This window comes from Paraburkholderia bengalensis (assembly GCF_037126505.1).
Lineage (GTDB): Bacteria > Pseudomonadota > Gammaproteobacteria > Burkholderiales > Burkholderiaceae > Paraburkholderia > Paraburkholderia bengalensis.
On record NZ_JACFYJ010000019.1, the window covers coordinates 31,790 to 48,027 of the forward strand.

Genomic DNA, 16,238 nt, shown 5'->3' on the forward strand with positions numbered 1-16,238 from the left:
TTTGGTCGAGTTGGCTTGCCCTGCTGCATACGGGCTGGTGCACGAATGATGCCCGCTTTGCTCCCCGCCTTGCAGTGGAACGGCCGCGCAGCCTGCGCCGCTGCGCGCACAACGATCACAGACTGCTCAGGCCGCTGCGTGGGGCGCGCGCGCCGTCGATGCTGAAGCGCCCCGCACCCGTCACGCAGAGCAACAGGAAGCCGCCCGCGATGCCGACGTTCTTCCAGAAATGAATGATTGTGTCGCGCTGCATGGCAGCGTCGGTGATGTTCCAGAAATCGTGCCCGAGGACGGCCGTCGCAATCGTGTAAATCGCCATGATCAGGCCCAGCGCGCGAATCTTGAACCCGACGACCAGAAAAATGCCGCCCAGCACCTCGACGGCTGTCGCAATCGGCGCGGCAATCTGCACGAAAGGCACACCCTTCGATTGCAGATATCCGACGAAACCCGCGTAGCCGATCAGCTTCATCACGCCGCCCCAAAGAAAAAGTACGGCAAGCGCGAGACGGGCAAGAAGAATTACGCCGGAATCGACGGGACGCGTCATGGGTGTGGCTCCTGATTTGAATTAAGCAGATGACCGGGCCGCACGTCATCAGTTCCCGGAGGCTGAAGTCAGGATAAGTGGTATGGATCGCTTTTCCAAGGCGAATGACCCGCTGCCTCTTATCCATGGCTACCTTCTCGCAGCGTCGGAAAGCAAATTCATCAGTCGGTCGATCCACAGATTTGTTATAATCCTCTCAGGAAATCGAACAAAATCTAACGCGCCATTTCCGCCATCGCGTTGAAGAGACCTTCCCCATGCTGAAAACTGAACGTCTGCGCGTGCTCGCCGAAGCTCTGGCCAAACAGAACGTGATGCGCCTGCGCGACGCGGCGTCGCTGCTGGGCGTGTCGGAGATGACGGTGCGCCGGGACATCGCCGCAAGCCCTGATCACTTCACGTATCTGGGCGGCTACATCGTCAGCGCGACGGACGTGCCGAACTCGGCCGGCTATTCGCTGGAACAGGAAAAGGACCATTTCGCGCAGGCCAAGGCGGAGGCGTCGGCGATTGCGGCAAAGCTGATCGGCAACAACGAGACGCTCTTCATCGATTGCGGCACGACGCTCACGACGTTTGCGCGGCTGATTCCAAACGACATGCACGTGACGGTGGTCTGTTATTCGCTGAACGTCGCGGAGATTTTGCGGCGCAAACCCCATGTGCGGATGATTCTGTTGGGCGGCATGTACGTGCCTTCGTCGGATTCGTTTTCCGGCGAAGAGAGCATCGAGATGCTAAGGCGCATGGGGATCAACAAGGCGTTTATTTCGGCGGGGGGGCGTCGACGACGCGCGCGGCGTCACGTGCTGGAATTTTCATGAAGTGGCGCTTAAGCAGGCGGCGATGGCAAGCGCCGTGGAAAGTCATCTTGTCGTCGATAGCAGCAAGTTCGGTGTGGTGAAGGCAGTCCGGTTTTCGAAAGTCGAAGACTTCACTTCGATCATCACCGAAAAGGGCCAGGCGAAGCGGAAGTGATTTTTTGTTTTTTGGCTGCGACGCAGGTTCGAGCCCGTAGCTTTCGGCTGATACGACAGTCTGCTACCTTGAGCACCTTTCGCATATACGCGTGTGAATCGAAATCACCTGGCCCGAGGCCTTGCAACGACACTTGTTGTTCCGTCGTTCGCGCCGTATGACCGCCGGCCGGTTCCATCCCGCGGTCGCGCCCTCCTTGCCCCGCCACATTTCGTTTGTCCGTTCACCGTCAGGTTGATCTGCACCATCTGGTTTCGATGTCCTACTCGTTGTATTCGCCGCCACTTTCGTCGACCAGCCGCTTCGCCAGCGTCGCGTGTAACGTGTTGATGAAGCCGCCGCCATCGCGCCATACGTCGCGCTGCAATACGAAAGCACTTCTTCCGACGTGCTCGGCGATAACCCACTTACGTGCTTCGTTGTTATCGGAAGACTGATTGTCCAGCGCGTACATCGATGTCCTGAGACTCTGTAGGAGAGTGCCCTGGATTAACAATAAGCATTCCTTTTTAATTATGACGATCGAGAGCTTCGATATAATATCCAGACTGAGCGGTAAAATTCGCATGCCTATCATCAACGTGCGCTCAACGGTCGATGGTTTACAAGGTTTAAACCCGCCTGAACCTCAGAAATAAGCCACTTGCGAGGAGTGTCTTCACAAGACGCTAACAGCTTTGCACTCGTTCAACGGAATACAGATATTTGTCAAGGTATGCGAGACGATGAGCTTTGCTCAGGCGGGCCAGCGGCTTGGACTGTCGGCGTCTGCGGTGGGAAAAAGTATCAGTAGGCTGGAAAGCCGACTGGGCGTGCGTCTCTTCCATCGCAGTACCAGGGCGATCCATCTCACGAGCGAAGGCGCTCAATACATCGAGCACTGTCAACGCGCGATCAGGGAAATTGAGGAAGGCGGGCGGCGGCTGTCGGAAAAAAGTCAGGCACCAAGAGGACGGCTCAGAGTGAGCCTGCCGCTGGTGTGCGGTCCATTCCAATCGACGTTGATGCGCTTTGTCAAAGACTATCCCGAACTCGAGCTCGAACTTGATTTCTCAGATCGACTGGTCGATATCATCGAAGAAGGCTTTGACGCGGTGGTTAGGACCGGACAACTGACTGACTCGCGGCTGGTTTCTCGCAATCTTGGAAAATGTCGCCTGCTCTTGGCAGGAGCCCCTGAATATTTCAGCGCAAACGGGTTCCCGGTAAGTATCGAGGAGTTGGAAACACATAGCTGCCTGAGGTTCAAGTCGTCGACGACCGGCAAACTGCAGCCATGGCCGTTGCCTGAGACGCCACATGTAAATCTTCGCACCCGTTTGACCTGCTCCAACATAGAGATGCTGCACTATGCGGCGCTAGGTGGCGCAGGGATAGCATGCCTGCCAGATTTCCTGATCGGTGACTCGTTGCGGCACGGCCTGCTTAAGACGGTGCTCGAATCCGAGACGAGAAACGCGATCGATTTTCATCTGGTCTGGCCCGCGAGCAACTGGTGTCCGCCCAAACTGCGGGTCTTCATCGAGTTTATGGCCAATCACTTTCTGAACAATTCAGACTCCGTTGCGCTGGGTGACCATGAGAACTGGCCGGTTTCGGAGACGTCTGCTTTGTCGTGAGGTCTGGGCATGGCTCTCATGTCCTCAGCCACAGGCGTGGCGGAGCTGCCAATTGCGCCCTGGTATTTCTCAAACGGCGCGGGCGAATGACGGCTCACGCTGCGACAAATTCCCGACGGACGGGGTGCGGGAAAAATACACTAACGATTCAAACCGTATGCGCTCATAACCTCCGTCGGGTAGCGGGCACCTTGGGTCGGCGTCTGTTGCACGAGAGCGTCGAGGGTCTGCAAGGTATCGGCTGTCAGCGCAATGTCCCTTGCAGCGACATTGCGCTCGAGGTTTTTCAATTGCGTCGTGCCCGGAATTGCGAGGACGTTTTGACCTTGGTGCAGCACCCAAGCGATCGCCAGTTCGCTAGCCGACAACCCGAGGCGCTGTGCGACGTTATCAAGCGAAGTCGCGAATCGGGAATTGGCAACAATCGCCTCTTTAGAGAACCGGGGTAGGGTTCGGCGGAAGTCCTTTTCGTCGAGATCATCTGTCGAGCGCAGCGCACCGCCAAGTAGTCCGCGTCCAATCGGACTATAAGCTACCACGGCAATTCCAAGCTCCCGGCATATCGCGAGCACACCGTTTCGCTCGATATCGCGCGACATGAGCGAATATTGGGTCTGAACCGCCGAGAGCCCATGCCGGCCGTGGCTCAATCGCAGCAGTTCGCGATGCGCGCGCCCGATCGTCGCGGCGTTTGCTTCGGACAGGCCGACCCCGGCGATCGCACCGGCTGCCAGCAGATCAGCTATTGCTGACATGCTTTCCTCGATCCGCTCACCATATCCGGTAATCCGATGAAGGTAAAAGAGATCGATGTGAGTTTTGAGCCGGTCGGTGCTCCTCGCGCACGACTCGCGGATATACGCCGGCGAATTATCGATTCCCCGCCTGGTAGGATCGGTCCTGTCTCGCACGATGCCGCACTTCGTGGCTATGACCACGCAGTTCCGCCGCCCGCTCGCGTTGAGCACGCGACCCAAAAGCGTTTCATTGTGGCCGTAGCCGTACATGTCCGCTGTGTCAAAGTGATCGACGCTCAGTTCAAGCGCGCGGTGCAGCACGCGCTCCGAACGTTCGTCGTCTACCGAGCCGTAGAACTCGGACATGCCCATACATCCTAGGCCAAGCGGATTGATCTCAAAAAGACCAAGTTTTCGTTTCAGCATCTTCCGTAGTTCTTATTGTTTATGGTAGCCGGGCGCCACTCGTCATCAGTGCCTTCCAACCCTTCTCGCGGGCAAGCGACGCCAGCGCCGCATCAGGATCGACGACATGTCCACGCCCGACTGCGCACAGCAGGGGCGCATCGGAAATATGGTCGCCGTACGCGGAGCATCGCGCTGGCGGGACATCGAGCATCGCGCAATATTGCATAACCGCCTGTACTTTGCCCTCGCCGACGGCTCGCTGCTCCAGCTCCCCGGTGTAGCGCCCGTTAGCGACGGCGGGCGTCGAACAGTAGGCGAAACGTACATCCAAGTGATCCATCAGGGGGTGAAGGATGTCCACCATCGCCCCCGACACCAACACGATTTCATCTCCGGCCTGCTGATGCTCACGCAGGCGCTCAACGCTCGCGGCCTTGAGGGGAAACGGCTGCGTGTCATACAGCACACGGGCGGCCGCGCGCACCCGGTCTTGCCTGTGGCCCTCGAATGCGCGGTAGTAAGCGGCGTTGACCGTCTCGCGCGAAGCGCCTGCCTCGGTAAGAAGGCGGATCGTCCGCATCAGGTCCTGAAAGCCTGGTACCGCCGGTCGTTCATCTTATCTCCTACAACAAGAATGCTTTTCATCTCTCGACTCCATTAAAAATTGGACTTTTACGAATTAAAGTTGATTTTAATGCGGAAATCTCAGACTTTTCTTTTTTCAGCAAACTATCAGTATGAAAAATATCCTCCTCATATCAGACACAGAACATATTGACACGACACATCATAATGCCGGATTGCGATCAATCAGATCAGCCGAGATGAAAATTCCTCAATATGGTTTAAGCTCGCGGAATGCCGACAATGACTTTTCCCGCATTCAGACAATGGACGTGCGTGATCGCGACATTTCATTAATCTGCAAGCGTGTTTTCTCACCGGGTCAGGCGAGCGCGACTGACGCGTGGCATTACTTTTGCGCGACATTTACTCCGGTGTCAGGTGGGAGAACCGCCTTATCCCAACCGCCGCCCAGCGCGCGGATCAATTCGACGGTTTGATTCGCCTTTCGCCCCTGAAGTTGAATCAGTGCACGGCGCGCCTGCAGCAACGTGCGCTCCGTATCGATTACGTCGATATAGCTGATCGCTCCCTCCGAATACTGCTTGCTCGACAGTTGCGCCGCGCGCTCCGAAGCTTTGAGAGCGTCGGATTGAGTATCGAGCTGGTCTTCGAGAATCCTCAGATCTGAGAGACTGTCTTCAACTTCGCGAAACGCCGTCAACACCTGTTGCCGGTAGCGCGCAACGTCCTCTTCATACACCGCGTACGCGCGGTCCAGGTTTCCCTGGCGGCGTCCCCCGTCGAAGATCGGCACCGTCAGCGCTGCGCCGGCAAGCGGGCCGAGCAGGAAGACTCGACTGCTCCACCTGAACAGGTCCGCCAGCGTCGCCGATTCGAAGCCTCCCGCGCCGGTCAGTTCGAGCATCGGGAAGAACGCGGCCTTCGCGGCGCCGATGCGGGCATTCGCGGCGGCCATCATGCGTTCCGCCGCGGCGATATCCGGACGACGCTGCAACAGCGAGGACGGCAGCCCGGCGGGAATACGCACGCTGACAGGCTCGAGCGCGTGAGAAGGCATGGAGAACGCTTCGGGCGTCTGTCCCATCAGCACAGCCAGACCATGTTCCGTCGCGGCGCGCATACGTCTGACCGTCATTGCGTCCGAGTGTGCATTGGCCAGTTCCGTCTTCGCACGGCTGACGTCGAGTTCGGAAATCTCACCGTGGTCAAAACGACGTTGCACGAGTTGGAGTGCCCGCTTTCTCAGATCGACAGTTCTGTCGAGCACGCTGGCCTGCGCATCCAGATCGCGCAACGCAAAGTAATTTTGCGCGACGTCCGCCTGAAGCGCGAGCCGTACCGCGCGATACAGTGCGTCGTTTTGCTCTGCGTCGGCCTTTGCAGCATCGATGCGCGATGCCACCTGGCCGAACAGGTCTGCCTCATAAGACACACGGGCCTGCGCTCGCCACAACGTTTGGACCGGGATGTTAGTACCGTCGGGCTGGAACTGCGATACCGCCGAAAGCTTCTGCCGAGTCGGTCCAAAACCCGCATCGAGCGTGGGGAACAAACTGGATCGAGCCGCCTCGTTCATCGCCCTGGACTGCTTGACCTTCGCCAGGGCTGCCTTTAGATCCTGGTTCGCCTCCTGTGCTTGCTGTTCGATGCGGTTGAGCGCCACATCGTCGAACACCGTCCACCATTGCCCTTCGAGCGTTTCTTCGGCCACGCCATCCTTCGCGCGCATTCCGTCAAAGACGATCTGCTTTTCGGACGCTTCCCGGAATGCGGAAGGTATCTGAGGCAGAGAGGGGCGTTCATAAGGAGGGGCCATCGAGCATCCGGCCGCACCGAGCACGACGGCCAGCGAAGCCAGGCTCAGTGCGTGCCGTCGACGTTGAGAGACTTTCATCATGCGCTCCTTAATCCTCGGTCAATGCCGCATCGGTCAGCGAAGCGTGTGCTGGCCGCGGTTCGCCCTGCTTCGTCATTCGCTGCCGCACGACCTCGCGCTGGGGCAATCTTTCGCCCGTGAGCTTGCGTAGTACGACATAGAACACCGGTGTGTACATCAGGCCGAACAGCGTGACACCAAGCATTCCGAAGAACACTGCAACGCCCATCGCGCGACGCATTTCCGCTCCCGCGCCGGTCGAGGTGATCAGCGGCACGACACCCATGACGAAAGCGATTGATGTCATGACGATCGGGCGCAGCCGAAGCCGGCTGGCTTCAATCGCCGCCTGAACGAGCGAGAGACCTTTCATCTCCAGTTCACGGGCGAACTCCACAATCAGAATCGAATTTTTCGCCGACAACCCGACCAGCACCATCAGCCCGATCTGCGTGAAGATGTTGTTGTCGCCCCTCGTGATCCACACACCCGCGAGCGCAGAGAACAGCGTCATTGGCACACCCAGAATCACCGCGAGCGGCAGCGCGAGGTTCTCGTACATCGCAGCAAGCACGAGGAACACCAGCAGCAGACTGATCGGGAACACCCAAAGGGCAGCACTTCCTGCGAGCACCTGTTGATAGGTCAGATCGGTCCATTCGAACTTCATCCCGCGTGGCAGCGTTTCCCGGGCAATGCGCTCGACCGCGGCCTCCGCCTGACCGGTTGAGTAGCCGGGAGCCGGGCCGCCATTGATGTCTGCGGCGAGATAGCCGTTGTAGCGCACGACCATTTCGGGGCCATAGGTCGGCTTCACGTGAACGAGGGAGGAAAGCGGCACCATGTCCCCCGCCGCATTGCGGGTTTTCAACTGGCCGATGTCGGCCGCCGTCGCACGGAAAGGCGCGTCGGCTTGCGCACGAACCTGGAAAACGCGACCAAATAGATTGAAATCGTTCACGTACATCGAACCAAGATAAATCTGCATGGTGTCGAACACGTCGGTCACCGAGACCCCCATCTGCTTGGCCATCACGCGGTCGAGCTTGACGTCGAGCTGGGGCACATTGATCTGGTAGGTTGAGAAGCTCGGGCCGAGTTCAGGCGCTTGCGCTGCCTTCTTGAGGAAGGCTTGAGTGGCGTCATTCAACGCTTCGTATCCCATTTCGCCACGGTCTTCAATCTGCATCTTGAAGCCGCCAAGGGAACCCAGGCCGATCACGGGTGGCGGTGGGAACACGGCAATCATCGCCTCTTTGATTTGCGCATACTTCTCATTCAACGCGGCGGCGATTTCATCGGCGGATTCGCCTTTGCCGCGGGTTCGCGAAGGCTTGAGCACGACGAACAGTACGCCTGAGCTGGACGAATTCATGAAGCCGTTGACCGACAGCCCCGGGAATCCGACAGCGTTCTCCACGCCCGGCTGCTTGCGCGCGATGTCGGTCATTTGGCGAATGATCCTGTCCGTACGATCGATCGACGCGCCATTGGGCAACTGAGCGACGCTGACCACATAGTCCTTGTCCTGCGCGGGCACGAACCCGGTCGGCACGACTTTCGCGAGTAGCCCGGTGGTCGCAAACAGAACGCCATAAATCACCATCATCGTGAACTTACGGCCGATGACCTTGCTGACGCTTTGGCCATACAACTCTGAGCTCCGGTGGAACAGCCGGTTAAAGAGTGCGAAGAAGGGGCCGAACACATAGTCGATCGCGCGGGTCAGCTTGTCCTTCGGGGCATCGTGATCCTGGAGCTAGTGAGCGCAATGAGGCCGGCGAGCAGAATCACCATCGACAGCACACCCGCGAAGATGGGACGGTCGATAAAGAATCGGGAAATATTCATGATGACCTTTGCGTGTTATGCCGCCGGCTTTTCGGTCGACTGGGACGCGGACATGTCCACGAGATGGGCGTTGACGATATCGTTTGGACGCACACGCTGCAGTCCATTGATGACAATTCGCTCGCCAGGGTTAAGGCCACCGGTGATGATCCGCATCCCGGCATGCATCGCGCCCAGCGTCACTTTCCGATAGTGCACGCGGTTCTGGTTGTCGACGACGAGGACATACTGCACCGCCTGGTCGGTGCCGATTGCAGCGGGGTTGACCATCATTGCAGAGTGAGACTCGCCACTACCCACCTTCACCCGCGCATAGAGGCCAGGCAGGAGCGAGCCATCGGCATTATCGAAACGGGCACGCACGCGAATCGTGCCGGACTGGGTATCCAGGTGGTTGTCCACCGACGCGATGGAACCCGTGCGCGAGAAGCCATCTTCATCGGCGAGACCCATTTGAACAGGCACGGCAGCGCCCGCATGGCGATTCAGATAATGCAGATAGGTCTGCTCGTCGACGGAGAAGGAGGCGTAGATGGGGGAAACGGACACCACTGTCGTGAGGACTGGCGCGGCGCCGTCGCTCGATACGACATTGCCGACCGTCAATTCCGCCTGCGAGACGCGACCCGCGACGGGCGCAACAATTTTCGTGTAGGACAGCCTGACCCTCGCGTTGACCAGTTCCGCGAGTTCGGCTTTGAGATTAGCGCTGGCTTCCCGTGCCGCGTTCTGCTTTTCGTCGAAGTCGCGTCGGGCGATAGCGTTGTCGGTCAGGAGGCGCTCCGCGCGCGCGGCGTCGTTTGCCGCGTAAGTGGCTCGCGCTCGCGCCGCGGCGACCCGCGCGGCGACACGCTCGACCTCGGCCTGAAAGGGGCGCGGATCGATCGTGAAAAGCGGTTCCCCCTTCCTGACAGTGGCGCCATCCTTGAAGTGAACCGCGACGATCGCGCCCGGCACGAGTGGCCGGACATCGACCTTGTCCACTGCCTCAAGCCGCCCCGAGTAATCCTGCCACTCGGTAATCTCCTGAGATATGACCGTAGCGACATCCACCTTCGCTGCGCCAGATGGGTCTTCAGCCGCTCTGGCGGTATTGATGCCGGCCCCGCCGTTCTTCTGCACGACCGCGATACCGGACGCGACCATGACACTACATAGGATTCCTAACGACACCGAAATCGGTTTGCGAATGGAAAGCATAATGTGGAGACTCCATCGATATATAACTTGTTCTATTGCAATCGTATCGGCAAAAGCAAAGCAGCGCATTGGGTAAAATGCTAGACGGCTTTATCGAATTCTACGGCTGAGCGATGCGATTGAAAAAGGGGGTTGGATTCCGTTTTGAAGGGAAAATTTGTCGTGGTTCAGCGCTGTCCAGAGGATGCGGAGTCTGACCGCCATGCTCCGGCGGATCACATCCACTTCGCCGTTCAACGTGTGAACTCGAAGTTCGCGTGACAGCGCTGGAAAGGAAGCGCGAGATATTAAGGGAGTCTACGGCCTTCTTAATCAACGAAATGGATTGCTTCTCGAAGTGACCCGTTCACTCAAGAAGTTAGCCATTGAGTCTGATATGCCGGCCGCTGGCGGTCCCCGCGAATCGGCTATTACGCCTTTGCAAGCCGACGGCCAGGCTGTGGGCACATCATCCGCACTACTCAAGGCGATACAGCGCATACATTCAGCGGCAAGCGGACTGCCGCCAGCGCGGTATGAAACTTCGCTTTCTTGAAAGCCTCTTTGGGGTGTTCAGAGAGGCTTGATCACCACACGCCGGGGAAGACGATCCACGAGAGCGTATAAATCATTGAAGGCGGCCCCATGGGAAAGTGGGTTGGACCATCATGAATAAAGGCATCCCGATGGTCGCATGCATGATGGTGAGCAAAGGTAACGTACGAGCCGGATGTCTTCATCGTCGGGATGCGGCCGTGCACGACCACATCGTATCGTGCAATCTATGCGATCGGCAGATTGCGCGCCCGCTGCTGCTTCACCGTCTCGATTGACTTCACGTCGCCGCAGCAAATGCCAGGTCCGATCCCAATGCCTCGGGCAATGCGGCGTCGATTTCCGCGAGATCCTCTTCGTTTAGACGGAACGTCAAAGCCGGCAAGAGCTCTTTCGCCTGATTTGCGTCGCGGGCACCGACAATTGCGCCGGTGACGGCATCGTTTTCGAGAACCCAGGCGATCGCGATCGACGCCGCCGACTGCCTCCGGCGCGCGCCGATTCCGCGCAAGACCTCGACCAACGCCAGGTTGCGGCTCAGGTTCGGCTCCTGGAATTCCGGACTCATGGTTTTGCGCCAGTCGTTATCAGGCATTGCCGCGATTCTTTCACGCGTCATGCGCCCAGACAATAGGCCCGATTGCAGGGTCGAGTACGTGATGGCGCCTACGCTGTGTTGCTTTGCCCATGGCAGCACGGTCTGCCCGGCGTTGCGCATCAGTAGTGAGTAAGGGGGTTGTATCGAATCAATCTGGCCGGCTGTGTGCGCTCGTTCGAGTTGCTCGGTACTGAAATTCGATACTCCAATTGCGCGAATTTTGCCGGCTGCCTTGAGCTGCTGCATCGTGCCAATCGCTTCTTCGATGCCTTCGTCAGGACCGCCTGGAGGGAACGAGGGCCAATGGATCTGCAGCAGATCGATGGTCTCGACCCGCAGTCGCTTAATGCTCGCCTCGACTTCGGCGGCGATTGAGGTTGGCGACAGCGAGTGACTGAATTCACCTTTCTCGTTGAAAAGCACGCTGCACTTGCTGAAAATAAGCGGCCTCTCCGATCCGGGGATCTGTGAGAGAAGAGTACCTATCACTTTCTCGGCATGACCCAGACCATAAACCGGTGCGGTGTCGATCCAGTTTATGCCCCCATCGATCCCTTGTCGCAAGGCCGCGATACTGTCTTCGTCTTTTTGCGGCCCCCAGCCAAAAGTCCAGTGAGGACCGGCAATGGCCCACGTTCCTAGACCAAGCGGAGAGATCATGAGATCGGATGTTCCAAGTTGACGGCGATTCATAATATCGGTTTCCTAATTAATATATATAAAACAACATGAAAAATCAGCTCGGCACATCGTAATCAGTCGATGTCCGTAGCTATCGCGTAGTCGGGCTTTCGCAGCAGGCGTATGACCATAGCAGACAGGCTAAAGCCCGCACCGGCGCCAATCAGAATGACGCATTCGCCGGCCTGCACGGTGCCGCTATCGATCAGACTGGCCAAGCCCACCAACTGATCCGCCGTACCCGTGTGACCCGTGGTCGCGGCCAGTTCATCGGTGTTGACTTCAGCCAGTGGGTGAAAATACCGTCCGTAGGTGTTGCCGCTGATCCCCCTGCCCGAGAATGGTGTAACGACGGCGCGACCCTGCACGCCGAGGCGTCCCAGTGCGCCCGTGAGACGTTGATGCAAGCGCTTGATGCCGTCTTCCATCGCGTCGAAAAAGCTCGATGTGCCCCCTTTCTCGAGAAAAGCGTCCTTGCTGCCCGCGATATCCCACGCGTGCTTGCGGTCATGGTCAGGTTCGGACATACGGTGCATTTCTTCGAGTTGGGGAATGAATTCGACGTCGGCGTACAGGATTTCCGCGAAGCCGGCGTCGAGTGAAAGAATCGTTGCAGCAGCCGCGTCGCCGTAAACCAGGCCACGGTCCGACCGCCATCGATCAAACCCGCTGCCCTCGAAGCGATCCGCACCAACCAGGAGTGCGGCTCCCCCTGTCACCGGCAACATCATTGCCGCGTGCATCGCAGCCAATGCCAGTCCGTTGCAGCCGTGGCTCATCGACCACGCCACCGAATCACGCGCGCCAAGCTTATGCTGCAAAAACGCCGCGGGTTGCCAGAGCCGGCGGTGACCATGATCGTGAATGGCCACGAAGGTCAACAGCCTGATCGCATCGCCCGATAAGTTCGCATTGTCCAGCGCGGTCAGCGACACCGTCTCGGACATGGTAGGTACGTCGGTTTCGGCGCGACGGATGATCCTGTATCCATCGCGTTCGGCTTGGCGCTGGCTATAGAAGCCTTGCGCGATCGCGTCGTCGACGCTGAGTTGCTGACGTCCGACGCACGTCGCGAGTGCCTTGAGGAAAACGGGCTTCATGCGCATTTCGCCAGCGCTTCCGGGCAAGCCTAGAATCGTCATCGCGGATATCCTTCAAAGCCGGGACACATGGGGAAAGTCTTGCGGAACCGGCGTCGAGTCCAACTCACTTTCCGATGCATACGTAGCCGCGACATAGCCGTCGGGCCGAACGAGCACGATCCCCGAGAAAGGCTTCTTCGCCGGCCCCAACGTGACGGGTTGCGCGAACGATGCAATCCCCCTGCCCGGCCGCGCGTTCGACGGCACGAGCGGGTGGTCGACGGTATCGGTGCGGGTACCGTCGCCCGACCTGAAAGCCACATATTGGCTTATGCCGAGCCGCTGATTGGCGCGCCCGCCGCCGCGCAAGGGGTAATCGGCCAGCCGAGCGCCGACGGCGGGGTCGCTGGCTCCCGCTTTGCCTGGGCCGGCCTTTAGCTGCGGGTAGTGCCATGACAACTGCGCCATGGTCGCGAGCAGGCGATACGGTTGGTAGTAACGCGTGACAAGCGGCGCAATATAATCGAAGAGGAACCTCGCTCCGAGGCTGCGAGACACCACTTTCATCATCGCGGCATCAGCATTCGTTACGATACTAAGCGCGGCCGGACGGCGTTCATCTTCGTAGCTGTCGAGGAGCGACACGTCCGCATTACCTTGAAGCACCGCCGCGATCTTCCAGGTCAGATTTGCCACGTCGTTCAAACCGGTGTTCATGCCCTGACCACCCGCCGGGGAGTGGATGTGCGCCGCGTCGCCCGCAATGAAGACTCTGCCTTGTCTATAGCGGGCCGCAACGCGTTTGTGAATTCGATAGGAGACGAGACGGCTCGGGTTTTGCAAGCGAACATGTTGCAGCAGATCGTTGCGGATCAGAAAACGATCGAAATCATTGAATTCGAGTTCCCTTTTTCCTGCGATCTCTTCAGACTGCTTTCCAACTGAGAAATCGGGGCCGACTATGCGGTACACGTCGTCCGGTTGCGGGATCACAGCAACCGTCGTCTCTTTTCCCATAAAAACGTGGCTCGAACTGCGGTCGATTGCATTGCGGTCGATCTTCACCTCGCTGAGCAGAAACTGTAGCGGGTACGTTTCGCCTTCAAAGGAAATGCCCAACGTATTGCGCACGAGGCTGGCAGCGCCGTCGCAACCGATCAGATAGCTATACCGTCGCCGGGTGATCTGGCCGTCGGCATCCTCAATCTCTGCGCTGACTCCTTCGTCGTCCTGGCTGAAGCTTCGCAGCTTCGATTGCCAGCCGATGCGCGCGCCCACCTGCTTCAGATGCTCGGCGAGAATGCGTTCGGATCGCGATTGCGGCAGAACCAGCATGTAGGGATAGCGTGTCTCGTTCGCCAACACGCCGAAATCGAACTTGAACAGCTTCTTCTCGCCACGATGAAAGGTCATGTAACGCGTAGGGTGCCCTTGTTCGATGAACGCTTCGTCGAGGCCGAGCATTGACATGAATTCAAGCGAACGCGCATGTACACCCAATGCGCGCGACTCATCCACAGGTGCCGAACGCGTGTCAATCAGATCGAAATCGACATTCTGTCTGGCAAAAAATGCGGCTGCTGTCAAACCCGTGGGCCCCGCACCGACGATCTATACTTTCGCCGGCGTGGGCTGGCTGACTTCTCTGACGATGGAAACCATTCTTCTCTCTTTGGCTTAGTTTAGTCCAATGGTTACTAAGGAATACAAATTGCATAAATTAGTGGCCGTGGAATGGAGTTTTCACAATGGCGAATGGATCAGAATATGAGGCGAAACGACCGTCAGGATGGAACTTTATTCCCGGCCCGGGCTGCGATCTACAGGCGCCGCACAAATTCGCTTATGTAACAGTACCCACGGAAATAGGCAGTAAGGACTCGCACCGGGCTTATAGGGCTTGCTCAGGGCTTCGTCGGGTTATGCGTTCACCCTTTTTTGCACGTCTCAATCCTCGACGCCCGCATCTCGTGAAAAGACGCTATTTGGGAACGCACCAGATGCCGGGTTTCAACCTCGGCTCTTTGCGAATACCCGACAGCGTCGTTTTCAAACCGGCTGTCGAAGCGCGTGAAACTGTGCTTTGCACCGCTGATGACGTGTAGGGACCAGACGGCGTTGACCTGCAGCATCTCGCTTTCAAAGCTCATGATCTGATCGGATGTGATGATTGGGTCATCGTGGCCATGAACCACCCAAAAGACCGGATAGCGGCCGGCATGTTGCAGGGGCATTGGACTTTGTGGATTGCCATGGACACAGAAGACCGCATCAGCGCCGAGATCCGCACGCCCGGCTTCGAACGAATAGGCACCGCCGGAGCAAAACCCCACGAAGATAAGGGGGCCGTCATTACACCATTGATTTGAGAGCGCCTTTGCCATTCCGCGCAACATGATACGAGCCTGGTCGGGATGGTTCAGACATCTCTGATTGAAAACGGCCGCGGCGTCGAAGGAGGGGCACGCGTTATCCACCCCGTAAGGATCGGTGAGAATCACCTCCGCCTGGCACGTCATGGCATAGGTCGATGCGATACGCTGCGCCCAAGCCGTGTGAGCGCCTTCCCAGTCAGGCAGAAGAACGATTCTTGCGTTGTCTCCACCGGTATGATGCTGAGCCCAGTACTGATCGGATTCATTGATCGAGTAGATAAAACTCGTGGGTTTTGGAGTGTAGATTCGGGTGTTCATGGAAGTGTTTTCTTCAACCTTCAGAAGTGCGCTGCCTCGGAATCGTTACCTTTTCGACAACGTCTGCGCAGCGTTTTCGATTAAGGCGCTGGCGTCGTCTGGCCGGGAAAGAATCGACGCATGCCCCGTGGGGAGCTCGATAACACGAGCGCCGATTTTCCGGGCAAGGTCGCGCTGCAACTGAACAGGGAAGATCTTGTCTTCGGTCGAGACGGCATACCACGTGGGCTTGCTTTGCCACGCTGCGCGCTCAGGCTTGTCCGAGAGAATCCGCTCGGCCGTAGGTTTTTCCGCTGCCGCCATGACACGAACGAGGTCCGGCGGGGCGTCGTGTGCCAGCGCGAAGCCGAAGCGGGCGGGGTCCAGCCATAAAAAATCCTCATCATCGCGTTGCACCGCGGCCATGCCTGGCATCGCTTTTTCGGCGTAGGGTGCGAGCATTTGCTTAAGCGATTGACCCGGATCTGGGGTCACTGCCGCAAAATAAACGAGACCCTTCACCTTCGAGTCGACGCCCGCTACGCTGACCGGCACGCCGCCCCATGAATAGCCGACCAGAACCGTAGGTCCATCGACGCGGCGCAGGACGGCTTGAGTAGCAGCGACATCCTCTGCCAGCGACGTCAACGGAAGTTGGACCGCGCGCACTTCGTAACCGTCCCTCTGAAGGCGACGGATGACGCCATCCCAGATGCTGGCATCGACGAATGCTCCGTGGACCAGCACGACGTTGCGGACTTCTTCGGCATACGCGAGGGAAGAGCCGCTCGCCATGATGAACGCACCGACCGCCGCGGCCCCGAGCATGCGCAGGATCGCGCGGGAGAGATGATGTGCCATTGT

General features: G+C 58.3%; 13 protein-coding genes and 2 pseudogenes. 2 read left to right on the top strand and 13 right to left on the bottom strand.

Annotated features, from left to right (window positions below; genetic code table 11):
- Positions 1-115: 115 nt before the first annotated feature.
- Positions 116-550, bottom strand: a complete 435-nt coding sequence (locus H3V53_RS14140; protein WP_054920787.1) for a DoxX family membrane protein — start codon at positions 548-550, stop codon at positions 116-118.
- Positions 551-807: 257 nt separating this feature from the next.
- Here H3V53_RS14140 and H3V53_RS14145 point away from each other — a divergent pair.
- A pseudogene (locus tag H3V53_RS14145) lies at positions 808-1,528 on the top strand (DeoR/GlpR family DNA-binding transcription regulator).
- Between the two features lie 262 nt (positions 1,529-1,790).
- Here H3V53_RS14145 and H3V53_RS14150 read toward each other — a convergent pair.
- The gene (locus tag H3V53_RS14150; RefSeq protein WP_336598457.1) at positions 1,791-1,982 is read right to left on the bottom strand and encodes a hypothetical protein; all 192 of its coding nucleotides are present in this window, start codon (positions 1,980-1,982) and stop codon (positions 1,791-1,793) included.
- 223 nt (positions 1,983-2,205) lie between these two features.
- Between H3V53_RS14150 and H3V53_RS14155 the strand changes: the two genes are divergently transcribed.
- Positions 2,206-3,147, top strand: a complete 942-nt coding sequence (locus H3V53_RS14155) for a LysR family transcriptional regulator (RefSeq protein WP_336598458.1) — start codon at positions 2,206-2,208, stop codon at positions 3,145-3,147.
- A 140-nt stretch (positions 3,148-3,287) separates the two neighbouring features.
- Here H3V53_RS14155 and H3V53_RS14160 read toward each other — a convergent pair whose 3' ends face one another.
- The 11 genes and pseudogenes from H3V53_RS14160 to H3V53_RS14210 form a co-directional block, all read right to left on the bottom strand.
- On the bottom strand, positions 3,288-4,310 hold the full coding sequence (locus H3V53_RS14160; protein WP_336598459.1) for an aldo/keto reductase: 1,023 nt from the start codon (positions 4,308-4,310) through the stop codon (positions 3,288-3,290).
- Between the two features lie 19 nt (positions 4,311-4,329).
- Positions 4,330-4,872, bottom strand: coding sequence for an HAD family hydrolase (locus H3V53_RS14165; protein ID WP_336598460.1), 543 nt, complete (start codon positions 4,870-4,872; stop codon positions 4,330-4,332).
- Positions 4,873-5,265: 393 nt separating this feature from the next.
- The gene (locus H3V53_RS14170) at positions 5,266-6,774 is read right to left on the bottom strand and encodes an efflux transporter outer membrane subunit (RefSeq protein WP_336598503.1); all 1,509 of its coding nucleotides are present in this window, start codon (positions 6,772-6,774) and stop codon (positions 5,266-5,268) included.
- 10 nt (positions 6,775-6,784) lie between these two features.
- Positions 6,785-8,491 (bottom strand): annotated as a pseudogene (locus H3V53_RS14175) (efflux RND transporter permease subunit); the annotation flags it as partial.
- Positions 8,482-8,607 (bottom strand): hypothetical protein, encoded by a 126-nt coding sequence (locus H3V53_RS14180; RefSeq protein ID WP_336598461.1) that lies wholly within the window; start codon positions 8,605-8,607, stop codon positions 8,482-8,484. The pseudogene H3V53_RS14175 and the gene H3V53_RS14180, both read right to left, overlap by 10 nt.
- Positions 8,608-8,622: 15 nt before the next feature.
- Positions 8,623-9,807: an efflux RND transporter periplasmic adaptor subunit gene (locus H3V53_RS14185; protein WP_419539497.1), complete on the bottom strand. Its 1,185-nt coding sequence runs from the start codon at positions 9,805-9,807 to the stop codon at positions 8,623-8,625.
- A gap of 814 nt (positions 9,808-10,621) precedes the next feature.
- On the bottom strand, positions 10,622-11,632 hold the full coding sequence (locus H3V53_RS14190; RefSeq protein ID WP_054920777.1) for an aldo/keto reductase: 1,011 nt from the start codon (positions 11,630-11,632) through the stop codon (positions 10,622-10,624).
- Between the two features lie 62 nt (positions 11,633-11,694).
- Positions 11,695-12,762, bottom strand: a complete 1,068-nt coding sequence (locus H3V53_RS14195; RefSeq protein ID WP_054920776.1) for a 3-oxoacyl-[acyl-carrier-protein] synthase III C-terminal domain-containing protein — start codon at positions 12,760-12,762, stop codon at positions 11,695-11,697.
- A 12-nt stretch (positions 12,763-12,774) separates the two neighbouring features.
- Positions 12,775-14,313, bottom strand: a complete 1,539-nt coding sequence (locus H3V53_RS14200; protein WP_336598504.1) for an FAD-dependent monooxygenase — start codon at positions 14,311-14,313, stop codon at positions 12,775-12,777.
- 317 nt (positions 14,314-14,630) lie between these two features.
- Entirely contained in the window at positions 14,631-15,395 is a 765-nt protein-coding gene (locus tag H3V53_RS14205; protein ID WP_336598463.1) for a dienelactone hydrolase family protein, read from the bottom strand.
- Positions 15,396-15,440: 45 nt separating this feature from the next.
- Complete coding sequence (locus H3V53_RS14210; RefSeq protein ID WP_054920769.1) at positions 15,441-16,235, bottom strand: alpha/beta fold hydrolase; 795 nt, start codon at positions 16,233-16,235, stop codon at positions 15,441-15,443.
- Positions 16,236-16,238: the final 3 nt, after the last annotated feature.